This is a genomic window from Micromonospora sp. NPDC048999 (genome assembly GCF_040649295.1).
Classification (GTDB): domain Bacteria; phylum Actinomycetota; class Actinomycetes; order Mycobacteriales; family Micromonosporaceae; genus Micromonospora.
In genome coordinates this window covers 21241-43645 of sequence record NZ_JBEZFI010000026.1, presented here as the reverse complement: position 1 = coordinate 43645, position 22405 = coordinate 21241, and the positions used below count along the sequence as shown (strand labels likewise).

Sequence of the window (22405 nt, the reverse complement as noted above, 5' to 3'; positions counted from 1 at the left end):
AGCACCGCTCTCGAAGAAGAGCATGCACGCTCGGTCGACTCGCCGTCAAGAGCAGTGCTCTCTGTTTGTATCAGCGCACTCATTCGTGGCAGAGTGGGGGCATGGTCGCTCCCTCGCTCCGCGCCCGGGTCCGCGCCGGCATGATCGACGAGATCAAGGCGGTGGCCCGTCGCCACCTGGCCACCGACGGCGCGAACCTCTCGCTGCGCGCGGTCGCCCGCGACATGGGCATGGTCTCCTCGGCGATCTACCGCTACTTCCCCAGCCGCGACGACCTGCTCACCGCGCTGATCCTGGAGGCGTACGACGCGCTCGGCGACGCGGTGGAGACGGCCGACGCCGCCGTCGACCAGGCCGACCTGCGCGAGCGCTGGCACGCCGCGTGCCGGGCCGCCCGGGCCTGGTCGCTGGCCCACCCCGCCGAGTACGCGCTGCTCTACGGCAGCCCCGTCCCCGGCTACGCGGCCCCGGACGACACGGTCGCGCCGGCGCAGCGCCCCCCGCTGACCCTGGTCGGCATCCTCCGCGACGGCTTCGCCGCCGGCCGGCTCCAACCACCCGCCGAGGAAGTGCCCGAGCCCCTACGGGCAGAGGTGGCCGAACTCGGCGCCCTGCTCTCGGTCGACCTGCCGCCGGCCCTGCTGGCCCGAGGCATGGCCGGCTGGACCCAGCTGTTCGGGCTGATCAGCTTCGAGCTGTTCGGCCGGATCAACCGGACGCTGCCACACCGCGACGAGTACTTCGACCACCAGATCAACCTGATGGCCGACCTCATCGGTCTGCCCAGAAGCGCCGGATAGACCCAGCGGCCTAGCTGATCAACTCAATGTGCGGCATGTAGGGGTCAAACCCGATGGCGTGACCACGTATTGCCGCACACCGCGTCGATCAACGGTCGAGGACCGGGGCTCAGGAGCCGTCGGAGGAGTGCCCGGGGAAGAGGTGGGCGGTCGGATCGATCACCACGGCCGCGTTGTTCACCGCGGTGGCGGCCTCGCCGAAGCCGGTGGCGATCAGCCGGACCTTGCCGGGATATTCGGTGATGTCCCCGGCCGCGAAGACCCGGGGCAGGTTGGTGGCCATGGTGCTGTCCACCACGATGTGCCGCCGGTCCAGGGTCAGCCCCCACTCGGCCAGCGGCCCGAGATCGGCGGTGAAGCCGAGCGCGGCGACCACAGCGCTCGCCGGCACCTTCTCCACCGCGCCGCCGCGTACGGTGAGCTCGGCGCCGGTGATCTGGCTGTCGCCGTACAGCCGGGTCACTTCGGCGTTGACGACGACCCGGACGGGCAGCGAGCCTACCCGGGCGACGGTCGAGGCGTGGGCGCGGAACCTGTCCCGCCGGTGCACCAGGGTCACCGACCGGGCGATCGGCTGGAGCGTCACCGCCCAGTCGAAGGCCGAGTCTCCGCCGCCCACGATGAGCACGTCCTGGCCGGCCAGCTCGACCGGCTGGGGTACGAAATAGACGATCCCTGCGCCCAGGAACCCGTCCGCCACCGGCAGCGGCCGAGGCGTGAAGCTGCCCAACCCGCCGGTCACCACCACCGCACCGCAACGCACCTGCTCGCCGCCGGCCAGCCCGAGTACCGGCCGCCCGTCGAGGTGGGTGAGCTTCTCCGCCCGGGTGCCGAGCAGATATTCGGGGTGGAAGGGGGCGGCCTGGGCGACCAGGTTCGCCACCAGCTCCCGCCCCTTGATCGCGGGGAATCCGGCGACGTCGAGGATGAGCTTCTCCGGGTACATGGCGGTCACCTGGCCGCCCGGCTCGGGCAGCGCGTCGATCACCGCCACCGAGAGCCCCCGGAACCCGGCATAGTACGCGGCGAAGAGCCCGGCCGGACCGGCCCCGATCACGGCGACATCGACCTCGCGCATGGCGTACCGTCACTTTCGCCTGGATTCACGCGTGCTGATGCCGACGGTAGGCGGGCCGAGGCCGCTGGGCAAGCACGTCCCGCGGGCGCGCCGACCGCCCGGTCAGCCCAGGGGGACCGTCGGCGACCCGGTCTGCTCCGGCGCCGGCAGGCCTACCCGGCGGCGGCGGAACACGATCGCCGCCGCGATCCCGCCGAGCAGCCCGAACAGGTGCCCCTGCCAGGAGACGCGCTCGTCGGTCGGCAGGATGCCGATCAGTTGCCAGCCGTAGAGCAGGCCGACCAGCAGCACCACGCCGAAGTTCCACCAGCTTCGTTCGACGATGCCGCGGGTGAGCAGGATGCCGAGGTAGCCGAAGATGACCCCGCTGGCGCCGACCACCACCGAGTTGGGCGAGCCGGTGAACCACACCCCCAGCCCGCTGACCAGGATGATGACCAGGGTCGACCAGAGGAAGCGGCGGGTGCCGGCGGCCAGGACGAAGGTGCCGAGCAGGATCAGCGGGATGCTGTTGCTGTAGAGGTGGTTGAAGTCGGCGTGCAGGAACGGCGAGAAGAGCACACCGTCGAGCCCCTGGATGCGGTGCGGGATGATGCCGGCGGTCCCGGCCAGGTTGGCGTCCAGGCCGACATCGAGCGCCTCGATGAGGAACAGCACCGGCACGACCGCGCACATCGCGACGAAGGCCCGGCCCAGTGAGGCGTAGAACGCCTCGGTGCCGAACCGGTGGGGATCGCCGCCCGTCGGGCTGCCGCGCCAGGTCACCTGTCAACAGCTATCAGCAATCGGGGCCGGCCGCCACTCGCGTCCCGGCCACATGCCACCGGGCAACGGCGGGGGCGCGAACCCGCGCACCCCGCCGTCGTCAGCGTCCGATCAGTACCAACCGGTGTTCTGGGAGTGTTGCCAGGCACCACACGGGGTGCTGTAGCGGCCCTTGATGTAACCGAGGCCCCACTTGATCTGGGTGGCAGGGTTGATCTTCCAGTCGTCCGCGACCGAGGCCATCTTGCTGCCGGGCCGGGCCTGCGGGATCCCGTACGCCCCGGACGGATTGAGGGCCTTGTGGTTCCAGTGGCTCTCCCTGGTCCAGAGCTTGTCGAGGCACGGGAACTGGTCGATGCCGAACCCCTGGTCGATCATGATCGCGCAACCGATCTTCCGGTTACCGCCGTACTCGTTGCAGGAGGTCGGGATCGGCCCGTCGTACGGCTTGGCCTCGGCCTCGGCCGCCAATCGCTCCTTCTTACGCGAGGCAGCCGCCTCCTCGGCCTTACGGGCCCGCGCGGCGGCATCCTTGGCCGCCGCCGCCGCCCGCAACTTCGCCTGGTATTCGGCGGCCCGCTGCCGGGCCGACTCCACCTGGTGAATGGCCTGCCGGTCGCGCTGGTACGCGTACTCGGCCTGGTCGACCTGCAGCCCGAACTGAGCGGTCAGGCCCTGTTGCTGGGTCTGTCGGTCTTCGCCCAGATAGAAACCGCCGGCAACGCCCACGGAGAGCAGCGCGACAGCGGCCGTACGGGCGCCGAACCGGCTCCACAGCCGACTCACGAAGTGGTCCCTTCGTCGGGGGCAAGGACACGACACGACGGTGGCCGTCCGTGGCCCGCGCCGACGCCGGGAGCGGCCCGACCTCGCGGCCGCAGCCGCCGCACCGGTACCCGTGACTCTCGTAGCTCCGCGGCGTCAGCCGCACGGAACTGGAGTTGTCGGAGTCGCTCGATGGACACGATTGCGCACAGTGAGGCGGATGGGAAACCAACGGACCCAATTGTGACTTGCGTCACAGCCCAAACGGGCCTGAAGAGGGACAAGACTGGCGTCAGAACGGGGTGTCCTCCAGTAGGTCGGTGACCATGGCGGCGATCGGAGAACGCTCCGAACGGGTGAGGGTGACGTGCGCGAAGAGGGGATGACCCTTCAACGCCTCGATCACCGCGGTCACCCCGTCGTGCCGCCCCACCCGCAGGTTGTCCCGCTGCGCCACGTCGTGGGTGAGCACCACCCGCGATCCCTGCCCGATCCGGGACAGCACGGTGAGCAGGACGCCCCGCTCCAGCGACTGCGCCTCGTCCACGATGACGAAGGCGTCGTGCAGGCTCCGGCCGCGGATGTGGGTCAGCGGCAGGACCTCCAGCAGGCCGCGGGACGTGACCTCCTCCAGCACGTTCTCGTGCACCACCGCACCGAGGGTGTCGAAGACCGCCTGGGCCCAGGGGGACATCTTCTCCGACTCCGAGCCGGGCAGGTAGCCGAGCTCCTGGCCGCCGACGGCGTAGAGCGGGCGGAAGACGATCACCCGCTTGTGCCGACGGCGTTCCATCACCGCCTCCAGGCCGGCGCAGAGCGCCAGGGCGGACTTTCCGGTGCCGGCCCGACCGCCCAGGGAGACGATGCCGACCGACTCGTCCAGCAGCAGGTCCAGCGCGATCCGTTGCTCCGCCGAGCGGCCGCGCACGCCGAACGCCTCCCGGTCGCCGCGGACCAACCGTACGGTCTTGTCGGGCAGCACCCGGCCCAGCGCCGAGCCGCGCGCCGAGTGCAGCACCAGCCCGGTGTGGCAGGGCAGGCCGGCGGCGGCGTCGAGGTCCAGCACCTCCCCCGCGTACAGCCGGGAGATCTCCTCCTCGGCCAACTCCAGCTCGGCCATGCCGGTCCAGGTCGGATCGCTGGCCTGGCCGTGCCGGTACTCGTCGGCTCGCAGGCCGACCGACGCCGCCTTCACCCGCAGCGGCATGTCCTTGCTGACCAGGGTGACGTCGCGCCCGTCCGCGGCCAGGTTGAGCGCCACGGACAGAATCCGAGCGTCGTTCGAGTCGGTCCGGAAGCCGGGCGGGAGCACCCCGTCGTCGGTGTGGTTCAGCTCCACCCGCAGGGTGCCGCCCTGGTCGTTGGCGGGCACCGGCCGGTCGAGCCGGCCGTGTTTCACCCGCAGCTCGTCCAGGATGCGCAGCGACTGGCGGGCGAACCAGCCCAACTCGGGGTGGTGCCGCTTCCCTTCGAGCTCGGTGATGACCACCAGGGGCAGCACCACCTCGTGCTCGGCGAAGCGGTGGAACGCCGCCGGGTCGGAGAGGAGGACCGAGGTGTCCAGCACGTAGGCCGGACCGGCTGGTCGGGGCTCCTCGGTGCCGGCAGCCGCGGCGCGGCGGCTGCGGGTGGTCCGGCGGGTCGTGGCAGTCGCGGCCGGGGTCTGGTCGGCACCGGCTTGAGTACGGCGAGTCGTCACAGGCCTGCTCCGCGGGTGGGCACCCGGCCACCCGTGTTCCGCCTCGTCCGGTGCCCGGTTGGACACGGGGTCGGATGCGGGCCCCGTGCGCGAGGTCGCAGTTCCGGGCTCTCCGGCTGGCTCGGGAAAACCCCGTGCCATGCCTAGACGCTAGTGCCCCGAAGCGCCGTCGACCAGTGGCGGATGTGGATCTCACCCGAGCGGGAGATGAACAGCACGGCGGAACCGGCCGGGATGCATGCCCCCTGCGCGCATCCCGGCCGGCGGAGCCACCGTCACCGGTCTGACGTGGCTCCAACGGTGCGCGTCCGCCGCGGACGACACACCGTGTCTGGGTGGGCGTCAGCCCGGCCGCCGGACCAGGGTCCCGGCCTGCGGCCCGCCCGCCGCACGGGTGGCGGCGCCGAACGAGGCCCCGGTGTACGTGGTGCCCTGCCGGGCGGCGAGCCGGCCGAGCTGTGCGGTCGCGGTGGCCCGCGAGGCCGGGCGGGCGGCGACCGCGGCGGGAACCGCCGTACCGGCGAACGGGACCGTGGCGCGCGTGGCCGGCGCGGTCACCGGCACCGGGGCGGGGCGGGTGAGCGCCGAGGCGATCACGGCCTGCGCCTCGCGCCGCCGCCGGTGCCAGGCGCCGCGATCGCCGTCGAAGTATCCCTGCCGATAACCGAAGCGGTAGCCGATCCGGTAGCTGAGCTGGCCGTGCAGCCGGCCCGCCGCATAGCAGGTGGAGCCGAGCATGAGCACGAGCAGGACAGCGAGGAGCGGGCTCATCGCTCCTCCGGCTCGGCCAGGGGGTCGACGACCAGGAGTTGGTCCAGGTCGGCAGTGCTGACCTCCTCGACCAGCTCGACGCTGATCCGGCAGCCGTCCAGGATCACCTCGGCGACCGAGGAACGCCGGATCTCGCCGCCGACGTCGTAGACCCGCACGCTCAGCTCCGGGCAGCCGAGGTGGGTACGCCAGGCGTTCCACTCGGCCCGGTCGCCGACGCTCAGGGAGAGGTACCGGCAGCCCCGGGCCAGGTAGAGGCGCCATGGAGCGCTCAACCCGGCGGCCACCCCCTCCGCGATCAGGCCGAAGGCCTGGGCGCGGGTCGCGAGTTCGGTCACGAAACCTCCTCGACACCCGCGGCGTGACGCATATGAGCACTTGTCGTCTCATGCACGTGACACAACGTAAGTTGTCTCATGGGCGTGACAGTATCAGCTTTTCGTCCGCTCACCGCCGTCCTGGCGTCCACCTAATCTGTCCAGGTGACACCCCTCAGGAGCAGTACAGGATCGGTCCCAGACAATCCGAGGAAGCCGTCCCGCAAGCGTGACAGCAGCGTGCCGGGATGCCCCGGCGCGGTCGAACTCTCGTACGGTCACGGAGTGACCGCCAACGCACGGAAGATCGCCTTCGCCACCTTCGTCCGTCACGCCCTGGCCGACGCGCGCGCCACCCGGGCCTGGAGCGGCACGGAGGTCTCCCGGCGCACCGGCGTCTCGCGCCAGACCATCAACCGCTGGGTACGCGGCGACTGGTCCAGCGACCCGGAGGCCGAGCGGGTGGTCGCCTTCTGCGAGGGCCTGGGCCTCAACCCGGCGGCGGCGTTCAACGCCCTGGGCTGGGATCGTGCCACCACCCCGCGCACCGCCCCCGCCGCACCGCCGATGGACCCGGACGTCGAGGCGCTGCTGCGCCGCCTGGTGGACCCGGACGTGTCGGACGCCGAGAAGTTCCACATCCGAGAGACCATCCGATACCTCGCTTATCGCCCAACCCTGCCGGTTGATGTCCGAAATAACACCAAAGAGGCGGGGTAGTTCCTCAGATAGCGAAAGAACGCGGGGGCAGTCCCAATCGTTTCGCTTCGGGGCCGGAACGGGCACGCTAGCGTCCCTATTCGTACTGCTTGGGCTCGTCGTCGGCGGGGGGACGCGACAAGGCCGAACCCAGCCCTGCGGGACAGAAGGAGGGGTCTGTCCATGACCCTGAAATGGTTAGCAGTCGTGGTCGCGGTGGTGTCGGTGACATCGTGCGTGACCGGCAACGTGGTGGTCGGCGTGCTGGACGGCGGCGAGCTTCCCCTGGTCGTCAACCTCTTCGCACTCACCACGGCCGGCACCGCGGTGGTCCTCGCCGTCACCGCCGAGCTGCACGATCGGCTCAACGACCGGGTCAGCGCGCTCACCGAGTTCCTGGTGGCGCGCCTCAACGAGATCGAGGCGAAGTCCGGCGACCGGAACGCCGGTTTCGTGGAGGGCTACCTGCTCAACCACGGGCCGGAGGCGGCCGTCGTGCCGTTCGGGCGACGGGGCCGGGGAGCCGCCGAACGCTGACCGTAGACGACGCCCGAACATCGCAATCTCGGCCACGAATACCACCTCGTGTCCGGGGTACTCTGACGCGCGTGCCGCCGTTGAATCTGGGCAACCCGCAGCCGCAGACCCCGTTGAACGCCGAGCACGCGTGGCGCGCCACCGCAGCCCGCGCGGCCGACGTGGTGCTCTTCTTCGACTTCGACGGCACCCTCGCGCCGGTCGACGACGACCCCACCGCGGTCCGGCCCGCCCCGAGGGTGCTCGCCGCGCTGGAGGCGCTCGCCCCGCGCGTACGCCGGATCGCCATCGTCTCCGCGCGCCCGGTGGAGTTCCTCCGCGACCATCTCGGCGGCCTGGCCGGCATCGACCTGTACGGGCTCTACGGTCTGGAGCACAGCCACTCCGGTGGCGAGACCGTCACTGAGCCGGCCGCCCTGCCCTGGGTGCCCACCATGTCCGAGCTGGCCGAGCAGGCCCGCGCCGAGCTGCCGCCCGGCGCGCTGGTGGAGTTCAAGCGACTCTCCGTCGCCCTGCACTGGCGGACCGCCCCGCAGCTCGGCGACCTGGTCCAGGAGTGGGGCCGGGCCCGAGCCGAGCGGCTGGGGCTGCGCTGCCAGGCGGGGCGCATGGTGCTGGAGCTGAAGCCCCCGGTCGACCGGGACAAGGGCATGGTCATCGGTGAGGTGGTGCGGGACGCCCGGGGCGCGTGGTACTTCGGCGACGACGTCTCCGACATCAAGGCGTTCGCCGCCGTGCGCGCCCGTTGCGCCGCCGACCCGGACTTCGTCGGCGTCTGCGTCGCCGTGGCCAACCCGGAGACCGGTCACGAGGTCGCCGACGCCGCCGACCTCACTTTGGACTCTCCCGCCGCCCTGGCCGGCTTCCTCACCGCCGCCCTACCGCACCTCTCCTGACCGGCTCAGCTGCCGAAGCGGCGCTGGCGGGTGGCGTAGGAACGCAGGGCGCGGAGGAAGTCGACCCGGCGGAAGTCGGGCCAGTTGAGCTCGCAGAAGTAGAACTCGGAGTGCGCGCTCTGCCAGAGCATGAAGCCGGAGAGGCGCTGCTCGCCGCTGGTCCGGATGATCAGATCAGGGTCCGGCAGGCCCTTGGTGTAGAGATGCTCGGAGATGTCGTCGACGTCGATCGTGTTGGCCAGTTCCTCTATGGTGCCGCCGGTCGCGGCGTGCTCCAGCAGCAGCGAGCGGACCGCATCGGCTATCTCGCGCCGGCCGCCGTATCCGACGGCGATGTTGACCTGGGCGCCGCCGCTACGGTCCCGGGTGCGCTCCTCGGCGGCCTTGAGCGCCACGGCGTGCTGCGCGGGCAGCACGTCGAGCGCGCCGACCATCCGCAGCCGCCAGGGGTTGCCCGCCTCGGCCAGCTCGGTGGTGAGGTCCTCGATGATCTGAAGCAGCGGATCCAGCTCGGCGGCCGGCCGGGCGAGGTTGTCGGTGGAGAGCAGCCAGAGCGTCACATGCCCGACGCCTGCGGCGTCGCACCAGCGCAGCAGCTCCTTGATCCGCTCGGCGCCCATCCGATGGCCGTCGTTCGGATCGACGAAGCCCATGTCCCGGGCCCATCTGCGGTTGCCGTCACACATGACGCCAACATGCCGGGGCACCGGCTTACCGGCGAGCTTCGAGGTCAGCCGGCGCTCGTACACGGAGTAAAGGATTTTCCGCAGAGTCATCACCTTGCAGGGTAACGACCCAGGTTGAAGATCAGTGCCCCGGTGGCTGATGACACGACGGCTCCCGGTCACGGCGCTGGGTCAGACCGATGCCGATCATGCCGAGGGTACGCGCGTCGAGGCGCCCGTCACCCAGCCCCAGCTCCACCACGCGCCGGTAGACCCGCTCGTCCCCGTGGGCCGCGCGGACCGCCGCGTCCACCACTGTCCGCCGCCGGGCCAGCCAGGCCGCTGCCGAGCTGTGCCGCAGATGCGTGCCGAGCCGGTGACGGAGCGTGTCGGCATACCGGCCAGCCGCCTGGGCGGGCGCACCGGCCGCCGCCGCGCCGGCCAGCGCTCCCGACCGCAGGGCGTAGAAGATGCCCTCACCGGTGAACGGATTGATCAACGAGAGCGCGTCCCCGGCCAGCACCACCCGCCCCCGCCCGGGTGCCGGCCGGTGCGTCGACAGCGGCAGGTGGTGGGCTCGCAGGTCGGTGACCGTGGCCGGGTCGGCGCCGGGCAGCAGGGCGGCCAGCCGGTCCAGCAGGTGCGCCCGGGTCAACGGCTCGCCCCGCAACACCTCCCCGTACCCGACGTTCGCCCGGCCGTCGCCGATCGGGAACGACCAGGCGTACGCCGGCCAGCGCGGCGCGGAGGTGACGATGAGCTGTTCGGGCGGGCCGGACAGTGCCGGGGCGTAGCCGCGGATGGCGAGCGCGAGGTGACGGTCCGGGTTCACCGGGTGGCCGAGCGCCCGGCGGAGCACCGAGCCTGCGCCGTCCGCCCCCACCACCGCCCGGGCGGCCAGCTTCCCGTCGAGCACCACCCGGTCGGCGCGCAGCTCCACCCGGCGTACGGTGTGCCGGCGCAGCTCCGCGCCGGCCGCGACGGCCGCCGCGACGAGGCGGGCGTCGAACACCCGCCGGGGCACCGTGTACGCGGGCCGGGGCAGCGCCCGCGCCACTGCGCCACCACCGGGGGCGACGAGGCGCAGCGCGGGCAGCGGAGCGTACCCGTCGACCGCGCCGGCCACGCCCAGCTCGGCGAGGACGTCCAGCGCGTGCGCGGTGATCCCGTCCCCGCACGCCTTGTCCCGGGGAAAGTCGTGCCGATCGAGCAGCAGCACCCGGGCCCGCGCCCGCCGTGCCGCCAGCGCCGCCGCCGCCCCCGCCGGCCCGCCCCCCACCACAATCACGTCCCACTCGTCCCGTCCGTCCCGCACGCCCCCATCCTGCCCCCACCGAACCCGCCGGTGGCTCGATCAGCGTTGATCAAGAAGTTCGCGTCGGTATCGAGCCGGATCCCGACGCAAACTTCTTGATCAACGGGTCAGGGCAGGACGGCGGACGGCCGCCGGACCTCGGTGGGGTTCGGCGGCCGTCCGCGTCCGGTGGGGCTGCGGGTTACTTCTGGGGTTCTGCGTCCAGGCGGGCGCGGAGGGCGTCCAGTTCGGCCCAGAGGACGCCGGGGAGCTTGTCCCCGAACTTCTCGAACCACTCGTTGACCAGCGGAAGCTCGCGACGCCACTCCTCCGGGTCGACCTTGAGGGCGATCCGGACGTCCTCCGGGGTCATGTCCAGGCCCTCGACGTCCAGCGCGTCCTGGGCCGGGACCATGCCGATCGGGGTTTCGATGGCCTCGGCGCGGCCCTCGATCCGCTCGACGACCCACTTGAGCACCCGCGAGTTCTCGCCGAAGCCCGGCCAGAGGAAGCTGCCCTCGGGGTCCTTGCGGAACCAGTTGACGTAGTAGATCTTCGGCAGCTTGGACTCGTCGCCGTCGGCACCCTTGCCCATCTCGATCCAGTGCCGGAAGTAGTCACCGGCGTGGTAGCCGATGAACGGCAGCATGGCCATCGGGTCGCGCCGGACCACGCCGACCGCGCCGGAGGCGGCGGCAGTGGTCTCCGAGGAGAGCGTGGCACCCATGTAGACGCCGTGCACCCAGTCGCGGGCCTCGGTGATCAGCGGGACGGTGTCCCGACGCCGGCCGCCGAACAGGATCGCGTCGATCGGCACCCCGTTGGGGTCGTAGTAGTCCTCGGCCAGGATCGGGCACTGGGTGATCGGGGTGCAGAACCGGCTGTTCGCGTGCGAGGAGAGGCTGTCGCTCTCCGGCGTCCAGTCGTTGCCCTTCCAGTCGATCAGGTGGGCCGGCGGCTCGCCCATGCCCTCCCACCAGATGTCGCCGTCGTCGGTGAGGGCCACGTTGGTGAAGACGGAGTTGCCGCGATCCAGCGTCCGCATCGCGTTGGCGTTGGTCTTCCAGTCGGTGCCGGGCGCGACGCCGAAGAGGCCGTACTCGGGGTTGACGGCGTAGAGGCGACCATCCGGGCCGAACCGCATCCAGGCGATGTCGTCGCCGATGGTCTCGACCTTCCAGCCGGGGATGGTCGGCTCCACCATCGCGAGGTTGGTCTTGCCGCAGGCCGACGGGAACGCGCCGGCGATGTGGTACACCCGACCCTCCGGCGAGGTGATCTTGAGGATCAGCATGTGCTCGGCGAGCCAGCCCTCGTCACGGCCCATCACGCTGGCGATCCGCAGCGAGTAGCACTTCTTGCCGAGCAGCGAGTTGCCGCCGTAGCCGGAGCCGTAGGACCAGATCTCCCGGCTCTCCGGGAAGTGGGAGATGTACTTGGTCTCGCTGCACGGCCAGGCCACGTCCTGCTGGCCGGGGGCGAGCGGGGCGCCGACCGAGTGCAGGGCGTGCACGAAGTCGGCGTTGTCACCCATCGCCGCCAGGATCTTCGACCCCATCCGGGTCATGATCCGCATCGAGGCGACCACGTACGGGCTGTCGGTGATCTCGACGCCGAACATGGGGTTCTTCGCCTCGACCGGGCCCATGCAGAACGGGATGACGTACATGGTGCGGCCCCGCATCGAACCCCGGTAGAGGTCCGTCATGGTGCGCTTCATCTCGGCCGGCGCCATCCAGTTGTTGGTGGGGCCGGCGTCCGCCTCGTCGACCGAGCAGATGAAGGTGCGCTCCTCGACCCGAGCGACGTCCGACGGGTCCGTCCGGGCGTAGAACGAGTTGGGCTTCTTCTCGGGGTTCAGCCGGATCAGGGTGCCACTCTCGACGAGCTCGTCGGTGAGGCGGCGCCACTCCTCATCGGACCCGTCCACCCAGACCACCCGGTCGGGGGTGGTCAGTTCCGCGACCTCACGTACCCAGGCGAGCAGTTTGGGGTGGGACGTCGGGGCCTGATCGATACCCCGAACAGTAGCCGGAGCAACCATGTCACATCTCCTTGTGGTCGACGCTGACCGATGTATGGGAATGCACGAGTTCTGGCGAGTGCGTCGCCTTCGTGGAAACCTGGGATTGGGCTCAGCGTAAACCGGGCTGCCTCGCGAGTCAGTGGTACTGGTTGTGAAGAACTGCACAAGCTACGGCCACGCTGCGGCATCGCGATCTGATACCCGCTTTCGCGCGCAGTTTCACGCAAATCCTGTGGAAAACCTTCGGCGGCGCGGACGCCAGCACTGGCGGGCAGGCACGCGATGCGCGGAAGTGCACTCGGGTGTCACGAACCACGATTCCGGTGATCTCGTCCACGATCACACCTCAGCCGGTTACGCTCTGTTCACTGTCAGGTGGATCGGGTGCCGCGCGTCGATCCCCTTCGGCCGGCCGTCCGGGTAGCCCCGATGCGGTTTCGCTCGCGGTTGCTGCCGCCCCGAGGTACGCCCAGCCGGTACTCTCGGCGGGTGGCCGCGACGATGACCGGGGAGCAACCCGGGGTTCCGCAGACCCCCCAGGGTCTGATCGGTTCCCTGCTGGGCCGTTTCGGCCATCTCATCCACGAGCTGAGCAAGTTCGCCACGGTCGGCGGGTTCGCGTTCCTCGTCGACCTGGCGCTCTTCAACTACCTCGCCAGCGTCCAGCACACACCGTCCGTGGTGGCGAAGACCATCTCCACGGTGGTCGCGGCCACCCTGGCGTTCCTGGGAAACCGGTTCTGGACCTGGCGGCACCGCCCGCGCTCGAACCCGGCCCGCGAGTACGCGCTCTTCTTCTTCTTCAACGGGGTGGGTCTGGGCATCGCCGTGGGTTGCCTCGCGGCCAGTCGCTACGGCTTGGGCGCCATCTGGCCCCACGTGTTCCAGACCGCGTTGGCCGACAACGTGGCCAGCTTCGCCGTCGGCACCGGCCTCGGGACGCTGTTCCGCTTCTGGTCGTACCGGCGGTTCGTTTTCGTCGAACCGGGAACTCTCCCTCCTCGCGGAACGAGCCACGACCGAGAGTCCAGGGCGTGAGCCAACGCCCATCCCGTCCCGCCGGGCCGATCCGGCCCTGCCCGCTGCCCTAAGGTGTTTTCGCATGCCTGGAGTCCGTCTGCTGCCCGAGCGCTGGCAGAAGTTCATCCACGAGGCGCTGAAATTCGGCATCGTCGGCGGCATCAACACCGTCATCAATTACGCGGTGTTCAATGCGCTGGCACTCACGGCTTTCCGAAACGGCCAGCTCAAGGCGACCGTGGTCGCGACCATTGTGGCGACGATCACGTCGTATCTCATGAACCGGCACTGGACGTACCGGGACCGACCGACAGCGGCACTTCGCCGGGAATACACCCTTTTCTTCCTGTTCAACGCGACCGGCCTGATCATCGAAGTGGGCGTCCTGGCCGGCGCGAAGTACGGCCTCGGCATAACCAGCCTGCTAACGCTGAACGTGGCGAAGACCGGTGGCGTACTGCTGGCCACCGTGTTCCGTTTCTGGTCATACCGGACATTCGTCTTCCAGCCACCCCCGGAACACGCGGCAGAGACCTGGCACAGCATCCCGCGTGACGAATGGGACAACGTTGGGGAATTGGACCCGGTGGCGGAGCTGGCCGAATCGGTCAGCGAACTGGAGGAGACCGAGCCCCGACCGGGCGTACGGACCGACCACGCCCCACAGCAGGGGCGCCCGGCCCCGGCGGAAGGGCGCCTCGGCGGCACCCTCGGCTCGGGCCTCAACCCGGAGTTGGCCACCGATTTCCAGACTCCCCGCAACCTCCCCCGCCACTGACCGCCGCCCACCCGCGCCCCGGGGGCTCAGGACGAGGGATGATCGCGCAACGGTTTGCCGTCGCGCAGGTCGGCGAGGATCTCCCGCATCTCGCCGTCGCCCAGGCTGTGCTTGTCGTGGTTGGCCTCGACCAGCTCGTAGAGCCGGGTCTGCACCTTGTCGACGTGCGGGACGTCGCGGAGCACCGACTGCCCGCGCTCGCCGGCCGACTCGATGGTGAGCGTGCCGCAGCCGAGCAGCCGCTCGACGAAACGCTGGTGCATCGAGTGGTCGTTGATCCGGGTCAGCGGCAGGTCCCGCCGATCACGGGAGAAGATGCCCTCCTGGAGCAGCACCCGCTCGTCGGTGAAGAGATAGTGGGTGGTACGCCAGACCAGGAACGGCCACAGGCCCAGCCAGAGCACCAGCACCAGGCAGAGCCCGGCGACCACGTAGAGCGCGATCGTGCCGACGTCACCCTCGGGAAGCAGGACCCAGCCCGCCACCACCGCCGCGACGGCGAGCAGCAGCACCAGGATCGGCCGGATCAGCGCCTTCCAGTGCGGGTGCAGGTGCAGCACAACGTGCTCCTCCTTGGTGAGCACGTCATCGGGGAACGCCACGGCAACCTCCTCGCAGAACAGGACGCGCTGACCGTAACCGGTCGACGCTCGTAGCGGGAAGGCCGTTCCTCTCAGCGCAGGTGCAGCACGTCGCCGGCGGCCAGGCGGAGCGCACCATCCGGCGCGTCGACCAGGAGCTGGCCGTCGGGGTCCACCCCGGTGGCGGTGCCGTGCACCTCCCGACCGTCGGGCAGCAGCACCCGGACCTGACGACCGATGGTGGCGCAGGCCGCCTCGTACGCCTCCCGCAGGCCGCTGGCGACCGCGTCACCACCGGCGTCGCGCCAGCGGTCGTACCAGTCGGCGAGGGCGCGCAGCAGGGCGCGCAGCAGCGGGTCCCGGTCGGTGGCGACGGCCCCGGCGAGCTGCAGCGAGGTGGCCGGCAGCCCGGTCGGGTTCTCCGGCAGCTCGTCGGCGCGGAGGGTGACGTTGAGGCCGATGCCGACCACGATCGCGGGCGGCCGGTCGGCTGACCCGCCGGGCACCGCCTCGGCGAGCACCCCGGCGCACTTGGCACCGTCGATCAGCAGATCGTTCGGCCACTTCAGGCGGGCGTCCAGCTCGGCCAGCCGGACCACCGCCTCGACCAGCGCGACCCCGGCGAGCAGCGGCAGCCAGCCGTACCCCGAGGGTGACACGGGCGACAAGCCACGCTCCGGAACCGCCTCGCCGGGCCGCAGCAGGACGCTGGTCGCGATGCCGGCCCGCGGCGGCGACTGCCACACCCGGCCGCGCCGGCCCCGGCCGGCGGTCTGCCGCTCGGCGACCACCACCAGGCCCTCCGGCTCGCCGGCCTGGGCGGCCTCGACCACATCGGCGTTGGTCGAGGCGGTCTCCGCGCGCAACTCCAGGCGACGCCACGGCCCGTGCGGGGCGACCAGCGCGCGTCGCAGCCGGGCCGCCGACAGCGGCGGTCGGTCCAGATCCGTGTACGGCGAGCCGGGCATCCCGCCAGCCTACGGCCTGCGGCGGCGCAGCCGCCGGTGAGCCGATGAGGCGCACTGCACAGCGGTGTCCGACTGAACCATCGTTATATTCCCTGGGTGACTACCGAGACCGGGATCAACATCCACACCACCGCCGGCAAGCTGGCCGACCTGGACCGCCGGGTCGGCGAGGCGGTGCACGCCGGGTCGGCGCGCGCGGTCGAGAAGCAGCACGCGCGGGGCAAGAAGACCGCCCGGGAGCGGATCGAGATGTTGCTCGACGAGGGCTCCTTCGTCGAGCTGGACGAGTTCGCCCGGCACCGGTCCACCAACTTCGGGCTGGACAAGACCCGGCCGTACGGCGACGGCGTGGTGACCGGCTACGGCACGGTGGACGGCCGGCAGGTCTGTGTCTTCGCGCAGGACTTCACCGTCTTCGGCGGCTCCCTCGGCGAGGTCTTCGGCGAGAAGATCGTCAAGGTGATGGACCTGGCCATGAAGATCGGCTGCCCGGTAGTCGGCATCAACGACTCGGGCGGCGCGCGGATCCAGGAGGGCGTCGCCTCGCTCGGCCTCTACGGTGAGATCTTCTTCCGCAACGTCCGGGCCAGCGGCGTCATCCCGCAGATCTCGCTGATCATGGGCCCGTGCGCGGGCGGCGCGGTCTACTCCCCGGCGGTCACCGACTTCACCGTGATGGTCGACCAGACCTCGCACATGTTCATCACCGGCCCCGACGTGATCAAGACGGTCACCGGCGAGGACGTCGGCATGGAGGAGCTGGGCGGTGCCCGGACCCACAACGCCCGCAGCGGCAACGCGCACTACCTCGGCGCCGACGAGGAGGACGCGGTCGAGTACGTCAAGGCACTGCTGTCGTACCTGCCGTCGAACAACCTGGACGAGTCGCCCGTCTTCGACGCGCCCGCCATGCTGGAGGTGACCGACGACGACCGCGACCTCGACACGCTGATCCCGGACTCGGCGAACCAGCCGTACGACATGCACCAGGTCCTCGAGCACGTCCTCGACGACGGCGAGTTCCTGGAGGTCCAGCCGCTCTACGCGCAGAACATCGTGGTCGGCTTCGGCCGGGTCGAGGGGCGCCCGGTGGGCGTGGTCGCCAACCAGCCCATGCAGTTCGCCGGCACGCTTGACATCGCCGCGTCGGAGAAGGCGGCCCGCTTCGTGCGAACCTGCGACGCGTTCAACATCCCGGTGCTCACCTTCGTGGACGTGCCCGGCTTCCTCCCCGGCACCGGGCAGGAGTGGGACGGCATCATCCGCCGCGGCGCCAAGCTCATCTACGCGTACGCCGAGGCCACCGTCCCGAAGGTCACCGTCATCACCCGAAAGGCGTACGGCGGGGCGTACGACGTCATGGGTTCCAAGCACCTCGGCGCCGACCTGAACTTCGCCTGGCCGACCGCGCAGATCGCGGTGATGGGCGCCCAGGGCGCGGTGAACATCCTCTACCGGCACGAGCTGGCGAACGCCGAGGACCCGGCCGCCGCCCGCGCCGAGAAGATCGCCGAGTACGAGGACACCCTGGCCAACCCGTACATCGCCGCCGAACGCGGTTACGTCGATGCGGTGATCCCCCCGCACGAGACCCGTACCCAGATCGTCCGCGCCCTGCGGGTGCTCCGCACCAAGCGCGAAACCCTGCCCCCGAAGAAGCACGGCAACATCCCGCTCTGACCTTTGGTCAACAGCGGGGGTTGGCGGCGGCGCACATGCGTTCCGCCGCGACGGTGGCCAGGTGGCGCAGGTCGGATTCGGTGCCACCCTGGCCCACCCTGATCACCGAGATCAGGTCGCCGACCCGGACGACAGCGGTGCTGTCCGGCTTGGACGGATCGTCCAGCGGCTCTCCGGTGTCCAGGTCCCGCGCCTCGACAACCGTGTGCCGCAGCAGCACGGATTCGTCGCCGGCGAAGTCGCGGTCGACCTCCTCCCAGGAGTGGACGAACTGCGCTTGGATCGTCTTCCCCTGCCACTGGGCCGGGCCGCTGGACCGCCACTCCCGGCATGGCGCGAGCACCTCGGCCATGTCCGTGAAGATCCGGTCGGCCACGTCCGGCGCGACGCGATAGACGTCCTGGTTGAGCAGGACGTCGCTCGGTGGCTGCTCGGCGTCGCCCGGATTCCGGAGCAGGGTCAACGAGCGGGAGTAGCGGGACGGCTCCCAATCCGCCTGCTGCCCCTGGCGGGTGCGGCAGTATTGCAGCATCTCGTCCAACTGCACCCCCACGCCGAGACCCGCCTGGGACAGCGGGGGCTCGGCCTTCGCCTTCACGTCGGCGGGTCGCAGCAACACATCCGGCGGGATCTCGGCTGCGGGCGAGACGAGGGGCGAGCGCCGTGGGACGGCCGGCTCGGACGCTCCGGTCGTCGACAGAACGGAGCCCACGGCTGCGGACGACGCCCCGGCGACGATGGACGGTGCCCCGGACGAGCCGGGTCGGGCCGCCACCGCGACCGCGGACGCCGAGACGACGGTGAGCACGGCCATCGCCGTCACCACCACCGCCGTACGCCGGGTGCGGCGCCCGGCCCGGGCCCGGATCTCCATCGGCTCGGGCCAACGAACGTCCCCCAGCTTCCGCTGCATCAGTTCGACGAATGCCAGGTCGTCGTCACGCATCGGCGGCCTCCTCCAGATCCACCACCGCGAGCAGCCCGGCGAGCGCGGCGCGCCCCCGGGACAGTCGCGCCTTCACCGTGCCGACCGGGGCCGCGGTCTCCCGGGCCACCTCGGCGACCGGCATGCCGAGCAGGTAGTAAAGCGCGATGGCGGTGCGCTGCTCCTCCGGGAGCCGGCGCAGGGCGGCCACCACGTCGACGGTGTCGGTGCTGGGTGCGGGGGTCGACTCCTCCGCCCCGTGCCGCAGGTACGCCCGGGCCCGGCTGCGCAGGCTGCGCCACCGACTCACCGCGATCCGGCTGGCCACCACCCGTACCCAGGCCTCCGGGTCGTCGTACCCACGCACCGTCGACCAGCGCTGCCAGGCCCGGATGTACGCCTCCTGCACGGCGTCCTGCGCCTCGGCGAGATTCCCTGTGAGCACATAGACGAAGCCGAGCAGTCGCTGTCGGCTACCTCGGTAGAACTCGTCGAACCCGTCGACGTCCGGCACCCTGTTACCTCCCCCGCGGCGGTCGCAGGGGAGACGCCTGGCGCCGAGGGTGTGGTTGCCCGGCCGGCCGACCATTTTCTCCAGCCCGCGCTCGCTCCAACGATCGGCCGGGCCGGATGTTTCCTTGCGTTCCCTACAGACTTGATGTCGTAGACGACTCAGTGGTCGGTCGCGCGGGGCGGCAGTTCAGAGGAGGCCAGCGTTGGTGAGGATCGGGCCGGCGAGCAGTAGCGCGCCGAGGGCCAGCGCCGCCAGGTTGACCAGCATGAACACGCTCACCCAGAACAGCGGCGGGAACGGGGTGAGCCGGGCGAGTTGGTCGGCGTCGGACTCGGGCATCCGGCCCCGGCTGCGTACCCGTTGCAGCTCGACCACCGGGCGTACGCCGCCGAAGAGCAGGAACCAGACCGATGTCCAGGCGAAGGCCGCCTGCACGTCCGGGGACGCGTACCAGGAGACGGCGAGCACCAAACCGCCGGTGACCAGCAGCGAGAGCACGCCGAACACGTTGCGGATCAGCAGCAGCATGGCCAGCAGCAGCGCGACCGCTACCCAGAGCAGCAGGGTGATCCGGTTGCCGGCGAGCAGCCACCCGCCGGCGAGACCGATCAGCGACGGGGCGACGTACCCGGCGAGCAGGGTGAGGATCATCCCCAGGCCGGTGGGTCGCCCGGCGGAGAGGGTGAGCCCGGAGGTGTCCGAGTGCAGCCGGATGCCGCGCAGCTTCCGGCCGGTCAATAGGGCCGCCAGCGCGTGACCGCCCTCATGGGCGATGGTGACCGCGTTGCGGGCGATCCGCCACGGCACCCGGGTGGCGACCACGGCCAGCGCGACGGCGGCGGTGATCAGCACCAGCAGAGGTGGCGGGGCGGGTTGCACGCCGAGCAGCTTGTCCCAGAGGGTGGTGAAGCCGTCGATCAGGGGCATGGGCGGGGAGCGTACCGGCCAAAGCTGTGTCGTTCGACGGGCACGGCATCGTATCGTGTGAAACTGACCGGGTGGCGATCGGAGCGGGAGGTGAAGACCGGTGAGCGCGGCACCCCTGGAGCCCTTTGACCAGCACGTCGGCCTCTGGACCGAGGCCGGCTACTTCGCCATGGGCGAAAGCCGTAACCGGATCGAGCTGCTCGACGGGAGCCTGATCGTGAGCCCTGCCCCGAGCAAGCGACATCAGCTGGTGTCGTGGAACCTGGTCGACAGCCTGCGTCCGGCCGTTCGACCGCACGGACTGCTCGTGTTCGAGGCGGTCAACGTCCGGCTCGGAGCGGATCGGATCGCCATACCCGACGTGGTGGTCGCGGACACCGATGACGAGGGCACTGTCATCGAGGCTGGTGAGGTCAGGCTGATCTGCGAGATCGTCTCGCCCGGGAACGCCGCCGCCGATCGGCTGGTCAAGATGCAGCTCTACGCGATCGCCCGGATCCCGTGGTACCTGCTGGTGGAGCAGGACGGCGACAGTCACGCGCTGCGGCTGTACCGGCTCGACGGCGGCCACTACGTCGAGGACCAGGTCGCCAAGGCCGGCGAGACCCTGACCCTCACCGAGCCGTTCCGCTGGACACTGGACCCGGCCACACTGCGCTGACCTGCCTGGATCGACCACGGCGACGGGCGGTCGGAGGGCCGAGCCTCAGTCGTCCTTCCGGTCCGGAACGAAGCCCTCGGTGATGAGGTCGAAGTTGGCCAGGTTGGCGTTCCAGTCCTTCACCGGCACCGACCAGCGCAGCGCGAAGCCTCGATTACTGGCGGTGACGAAGCCCCGGTTGCGGGTGTGGAACCGGACGCCGTCCCGCGTCTCCAACCAGTCCCAGTCAGCGCAGGTGCGATAGTAGGGGTCGCAGTGCGTGATGCCGACCTTCTTGTAATTGTTGACGAAATTCTTGCGGTCCGGCTCCTTACCCTGCCAGTCCTTGTACGCGTCCTTCCCGGGTGTATTGGTCCACTGCACGAGCAGCACCCGACCCGCGCCACCGACCTCGGACAGCAGCACCGAGTGCTCGGCAGCGTTGTACCTCGACTGCCACCCCTTCGGGATCGGCACCTTGAAGCCGGTCGGCCCCACGTACCACTCCCAGTCCGCCGGCAGCTCGGAAGCGGTGGCCGAGGGGGTCGGTGACGGGGTCGGGCTAGGCGCGGCGCTGGTCGGGGCGGCCGACGTGGGAGCGGCCGACGTCGGGGGCGCGGCACTGGTCGGGGGCGGCGCCTCGGAGGCGACCCCGGTCGGCTGCCCGGCATTGCCCTTGTCGTCGCCGCTGGTGAGCAGCTTCGGCACACCCACCCCGAGGCCGAGCAGCAGCACCACGGCCAGCGCGCCGATCAGCAGGGTGCGCTGGTTACGCTGCGGCTTCGTACCCGGAATGACCGTGGCCCGGCCCGCCGACGACGCCGGACTCACCGGTGCCGCCGAAACGGAGACGGGGTTCCTCGGCGGGGCCGGCGGGGCGTCGACGAGCGGCGTCGCGTCGATCCGCATCTCGTCGAGGGTGAGATCGGAGCCGTCCGCCGGAGCCTCGCCGGCGGCGGGCCTCATCACGCCGTCGAGCTTCGTGGTCGGTTCCGCAGCCGGCCGGTCCACCTTCGCGGTGGGCGCGGCGTCCAGACCATCGGGAATCATGGCGGTGGCGTCGGCGGCCGTACCCGTATCGGGTTTGCGCGGAGCCGGGGTGGCGGGCGGATGCTCGGTGCGGTTGTCGGCCGGGCGCGGCGCCGGCACCACCGGTGGGCGCGGCTCGCGCGGGCCGTTCGGCCCCGGCCGGCGTACGCCGTCCAGCAGCGAGATGCTCCGCGCGCGCCGCCCGACGGCCTTGCGAAGCAGGCGCTCCGCGACCTCGGCGGTGATCCGCTCGGCCGGGTCCTTGCGCAGTAGTCCCTGTAGCACCGGCTTGAGCGGCCCGGCGTTCTTCGGCTGCGGCAGCGGCTCGACGGCGAGCGCGGCCAGGGTGGCGATCGCCGACGGCCGGGCGTACGGGGACTTGCCCTCCACGGCGGCGTAGAGCGTCGCGCCGAGCGACCAGAGGTCGGCCTCCGGCCCCGCCGTGCCGTCGTGCGCCCGCTCCGGAGCGATGTACGCGGGCGAGCCGAGCACCAGGCCGGTGCGGGTGACGTTCGGGTCGCCGGGGATGGTGGCCAGGCCGAAGTCGGTGAGCACCACCCGGCCGTCGGTGCCGATCAGGACGTTGCCCGGCTTCACGTCGCGGTGCATGATGCCGGCCTTGTGGGCGGCCTTCAGCGCGCCCAGCACCCCGAGGCCGATCTGGATCGCCTGGGCTTGCGGCACCGGCCCGTCCTCGGCGAGGATGTCCTGCAACGACTTGGACGGCACGTATTCCATGACGATCCACGGATCGCCGTCGGTGCGCAGCACGTCGAAGATGCGGACCACGTTGATGTTGTTCAGCCGGGCGATCGCCCGCGCCTCCCGCAGTGAGCGCTCCCGCATCTCGCGGCGCTCCTCCGGGGTGAGGCCGGGCGGCGGGACGAGTTCCTTGATGGCCACGTCCCGGTGCAGCACCTCGTCGCGCGCCTTCCACACCCGACCCATGCCGCCCTGGCCGAGCGGCGAGATGAGCCGGTACCGATCGGCGACGAGTTGGGGAAGCGCGTCAGACATTGCTGAAACCGTAC

Annotated in this window: 23 protein-coding genes and 1 pseudogene; 9 read left to right on the top strand and 15 right to left on the bottom strand. The window is 70.9% G+C overall.

Translation table 11 applies throughout. The features are described from left to right. The first annotated feature begins 101 nt into the window (after positions 1–101). Entirely contained in the window at positions 102–800 is a 699-nt protein-coding gene (locus AB0C02_RS23200; RefSeq protein ID WP_357550873.1) for a TetR/AcrR family transcriptional regulator, read from the top strand. Positions 801–909: 109 nt separating this feature from the next. On the opposite strand, the gene AB0C02_RS23195 is transcribed toward AB0C02_RS23200, so the two are convergent. The 6 genes from AB0C02_RS23195 to AB0C02_RS23170 form a co-directional block, all read right to left on the bottom strand. After that, a complete protein-coding gene (locus tag AB0C02_RS23195) occupies positions 910–1878 on the bottom strand; it encodes an NAD(P)/FAD-dependent oxidoreductase (RefSeq protein WP_357550871.1) in 969 nt (322 codons plus the stop codon). Between the two features lie 102 nt (positions 1879–1980). Next, positions 1981–2643 (bottom strand): rhomboid family intramembrane serine protease, encoded by a 663-nt coding sequence (locus AB0C02_RS23190; protein ID WP_357550868.1) that lies wholly within the window; start codon positions 2641–2643, stop codon positions 1981–1983. A 111-nt stretch (positions 2644–2754) separates the two neighbouring features. After that, positions 2755–3429: a lytic transglycosylase domain-containing protein gene (locus tag AB0C02_RS23185; RefSeq protein WP_357550865.1), complete on the bottom strand. Its 675-nt coding sequence runs from the start codon at positions 3427–3429 to the stop codon at positions 2755–2757. 271 nt (positions 3430–3700) lie between these two features. Beyond that, positions 3701–5107, bottom strand: coding sequence for a PhoH family protein (locus tag AB0C02_RS23180; protein ID WP_357550862.1), 1407 nt, complete (start codon positions 5105–5107; stop codon positions 3701–3703). A gap of 342 nt (positions 5108–5449) precedes the next feature. Next, positions 5450–5878: a hypothetical protein gene (locus AB0C02_RS23175; RefSeq protein WP_357550860.1), complete on the bottom strand. Its 429-nt coding sequence runs from the start codon at positions 5876–5878 to the stop codon at positions 5450–5452. After that, positions 5875–6216, bottom strand: a complete 342-nt coding sequence (locus AB0C02_RS23170; protein WP_357550857.1) for a hypothetical protein — start codon at positions 6214–6216, stop codon at positions 5875–5877. The genes AB0C02_RS23175 and AB0C02_RS23170 overlap by 4 nt, the downstream gene beginning before the upstream one ends. Positions 6217–6480: 264 nt before the next feature. Here AB0C02_RS23170 and AB0C02_RS23165 point away from each other — a divergent pair, with 264 nt between their 5' ends. From AB0C02_RS23165 to otsB, 3 genes are all read left to right on the top strand, one after another. Next, positions 6481–6915: an XRE family transcriptional regulator gene (locus tag AB0C02_RS23165; protein WP_357550856.1), complete on the top strand. Its 435-nt coding sequence runs from the start codon at positions 6481–6483 to the stop codon at positions 6913–6915. A 162-nt stretch (positions 6916–7077) separates the two neighbouring features. Beyond that, positions 7078–7431: a hypothetical protein gene (locus tag AB0C02_RS23160; RefSeq protein ID WP_357550854.1), complete on the top strand. Its 354-nt coding sequence runs from the start codon at positions 7078–7080 to the stop codon at positions 7429–7431. 71 nt (positions 7432–7502) lie between these two features. Further along, positions 7503–8327, top strand: a complete 825-nt coding sequence (otsB, locus tag AB0C02_RS23155) for a trehalose-phosphatase (RefSeq protein WP_357550852.1) — start codon at positions 7503–7505, stop codon at positions 8325–8327. Positions 8328–8332: 5 nt separating this feature from the next. Here otsB and AB0C02_RS23150 read toward each other — a convergent pair whose 3' ends face one another. The 3 genes from AB0C02_RS23150 to AB0C02_RS23140 form a co-directional block, all read right to left on the bottom strand. After that, the gene (locus AB0C02_RS23150) at positions 8333–9103 is read right to left on the bottom strand and encodes an isoprenyl transferase (protein ID WP_357550849.1); all 771 of its coding nucleotides are present in this window, start codon (positions 9101–9103) and stop codon (positions 8333–8335) included. 31 nt (positions 9104–9134) lie between these two features. Beyond that, a complete protein-coding gene (locus AB0C02_RS23145) occupies positions 9135–10307 on the bottom strand; it encodes a geranylgeranyl reductase family protein (RefSeq protein ID WP_357550847.1) in 1173 nt (390 codons plus the stop codon). Positions 10308–10488: 181 nt separating this feature from the next. Further along, positions 10489–12330 carry a phosphoenolpyruvate carboxykinase (GTP) gene (locus tag AB0C02_RS23140; protein WP_357550844.1) on the bottom strand — a complete coding sequence of 614 codons (1842 nt, stop codon included), beginning with the start codon at positions 12328–12330 and terminating at the stop codon, positions 10489–10491. A gap of 133 nt (positions 12331–12463) precedes the next feature. On the opposite strand from AB0C02_RS23140, the pseudogene AB0C02_RS23135 reads away from it, so the two are divergent. The 3 genes and pseudogenes from AB0C02_RS23135 to AB0C02_RS23125 form a co-directional block, all read left to right on the top strand. Next, positions 12464–12559, top strand: a pseudogene (locus tag AB0C02_RS23135) (GtrA family protein); the annotation flags it as partial. Between the two features lie 254 nt (positions 12560–12813). Next, complete coding sequence (locus AB0C02_RS23130) at positions 12814–13350, top strand: GtrA family protein (protein WP_357550923.1); 537 nt, start codon at positions 12814–12816, stop codon at positions 13348–13350. A gap of 64 nt (positions 13351–13414) precedes the next feature. Further along, on the top strand, positions 13415–14110 hold the full coding sequence (locus AB0C02_RS23125) for a GtrA family protein (RefSeq protein WP_357550843.1): 696 nt from the start codon (positions 13415–13417) through the stop codon (positions 14108–14110). 26 nt (positions 14111–14136) lie between these two features. On the opposite strand, the gene AB0C02_RS23120 is transcribed toward AB0C02_RS23125, so the two are convergent. Both AB0C02_RS23120 and AB0C02_RS23115 read right to left on the bottom strand, forming a co-directional pair. Beyond that, positions 14137–14712 carry a PH domain-containing protein gene (locus tag AB0C02_RS23120; protein WP_357550842.1) on the bottom strand — a complete coding sequence of 192 codons (576 nt, stop codon included), beginning with the start codon at positions 14710–14712 and terminating at the stop codon, positions 14137–14139. A gap of 71 nt (positions 14713–14783) precedes the next feature. Then, positions 14784–15659: a biotin--[acetyl-CoA-carboxylase] ligase gene (locus AB0C02_RS23115; RefSeq protein WP_357550840.1), complete on the bottom strand. Its 876-nt coding sequence runs from the start codon at positions 15657–15659 to the stop codon at positions 14784–14786. Positions 15660–15755: 96 nt separating this feature from the next. Between AB0C02_RS23115 and AB0C02_RS23110 the strand changes: the two genes are divergently transcribed. After that, positions 15756–17339 (top strand): acyl-CoA carboxylase subunit beta, encoded by a 1584-nt coding sequence (locus AB0C02_RS23110; RefSeq protein WP_357550837.1) that lies wholly within the window; start codon positions 15756–15758, stop codon positions 17337–17339. A gap of 7 nt (positions 17340–17346) precedes the next feature. Here AB0C02_RS23110 and AB0C02_RS23105 read toward each other — a convergent pair whose 3' ends face one another. The 3 genes from AB0C02_RS23105 to AB0C02_RS23095 all read right to left on the bottom strand — a co-directional run bounded on the left by AB0C02_RS23105 (position 17347) and on the right by AB0C02_RS23095 (position 19705). After that, the gene (locus AB0C02_RS23105) at positions 17347–18285 is read right to left on the bottom strand and encodes a hypothetical protein (RefSeq protein ID WP_357550836.1); all 939 of its coding nucleotides are present in this window, start codon (positions 18283–18285) and stop codon (positions 17347–17349) included. Further along, a complete protein-coding gene (locus AB0C02_RS23100; protein WP_357550835.1) occupies positions 18278–18778 on the bottom strand; it encodes a SigE family RNA polymerase sigma factor in 501 nt (166 codons plus the stop codon). The genes AB0C02_RS23105 and AB0C02_RS23100 overlap by 8 nt, the downstream gene beginning before the upstream one ends. A 186-nt stretch (positions 18779–18964) precedes the next feature. Next, positions 18965–19705 (bottom strand): M50 family metallopeptidase, encoded by a 741-nt coding sequence (locus tag AB0C02_RS23095; protein ID WP_357550834.1) that lies wholly within the window; start codon positions 19703–19705, stop codon positions 18965–18967. A gap of 169 nt (positions 19706–19874) precedes the next feature. Between AB0C02_RS23095 and AB0C02_RS23090 the strand changes: the two genes are divergently transcribed. Continuing rightward, positions 19875–20366: a Uma2 family endonuclease gene (locus tag AB0C02_RS23090; RefSeq protein ID WP_357550922.1), complete on the top strand. Its 492-nt coding sequence runs from the start codon at positions 19875–19877 to the stop codon at positions 20364–20366. Between the two features lie 45 nt (positions 20367–20411). On the opposite strand, the gene AB0C02_RS23085 is transcribed toward AB0C02_RS23090, so the two are convergent. Continuing rightward, positions 20412–22391, bottom strand: coding sequence for a protein kinase (locus AB0C02_RS23085; protein WP_357550831.1), 1980 nt, complete (start codon positions 22389–22391; stop codon positions 20412–20414). Positions 22392–22405: the final 14 nt, after the last annotated feature.

Excerpts from the sequence above, each read along its gene's own strand:
- AB0C02_RS23200 (WP_357550873.1), top strand. The coding sequence starts at position 102 with ATGGTCGCTCCCTCGCTCCGCGCCCGGGTCCGCGCCGGCATGATCGAC.
- AB0C02_RS23195 (WP_357550871.1), bottom strand. The coding sequence starts at position 1,878 with ATGCGCGAGGTCGATGTCGCCGTGATCGGGGCCGGTCCGGCCGGGCTC.
- AB0C02_RS23175 (WP_357550860.1), bottom strand. The coding sequence starts at position 5,878 with ATGAGCCCGCTCCTCGCTGTCCTGCTCGTGCTCATGCTCGGCTCCACC.
- AB0C02_RS23160 (WP_357550854.1), top strand. The coding sequence starts at position 7,078 with ATGACCCTGAAATGGTTAGCAGTCGTGGTCGCGGTGGTGTCGGTGACA.
- AB0C02_RS23150 (WP_357550849.1), bottom strand. The coding sequence starts at position 9,103 with ATGACTCTGCGGAAAATCCTTTACTCCGTGTACGAGCGCCGGCTGACC.
- AB0C02_RS23140 (WP_357550844.1), bottom strand. The coding sequence starts at position 12,330 with ATGGTTGCTCCGGCTACTGTTCGGGGTATCGATCAGGCCCCGACGTCC.
- AB0C02_RS23130 (WP_357550923.1), top strand. The coding sequence starts at position 12,814 with ATGACCGGGGAGCAACCCGGGGTTCCGCAGACCCCCCAGGGTCTGATC.
- AB0C02_RS23125 (WP_357550843.1), top strand. The coding sequence starts at position 13,415 with ATGCCTGGAGTCCGTCTGCTGCCCGAGCGCTGGCAGAAGTTCATCCAC.
- AB0C02_RS23115 (WP_357550840.1), bottom strand. The coding sequence starts at position 15,659 with ATGCCCGGCTCGCCGTACACGGATCTGGACCGACCGCCGCTGTCGGCG.
- AB0C02_RS23105 (WP_357550836.1), bottom strand. The coding sequence starts at position 18,285 with ATGCGTGACGACGACCTGGCATTCGTCGAACTGATGCAGCGGAAGCTG.
- AB0C02_RS23095 (WP_357550834.1), bottom strand. The coding sequence starts at position 19,705 with ATGCCCCTGATCGACGGCTTCACCACCCTCTGGGACAAGCTGCTCGGC.
- AB0C02_RS23090 (WP_357550922.1), top strand. The coding sequence starts at position 19,875 with ATGGGCGAAAGCCGTAACCGGATCGAGCTGCTCGACGGGAGCCTGATC.
- AB0C02_RS23085 (WP_357550831.1), bottom strand. The coding sequence starts at position 22,391 with ATGTCTGACGCGCTTCCCCAACTCGTCGCCGATCGGTACCGGCTCATC.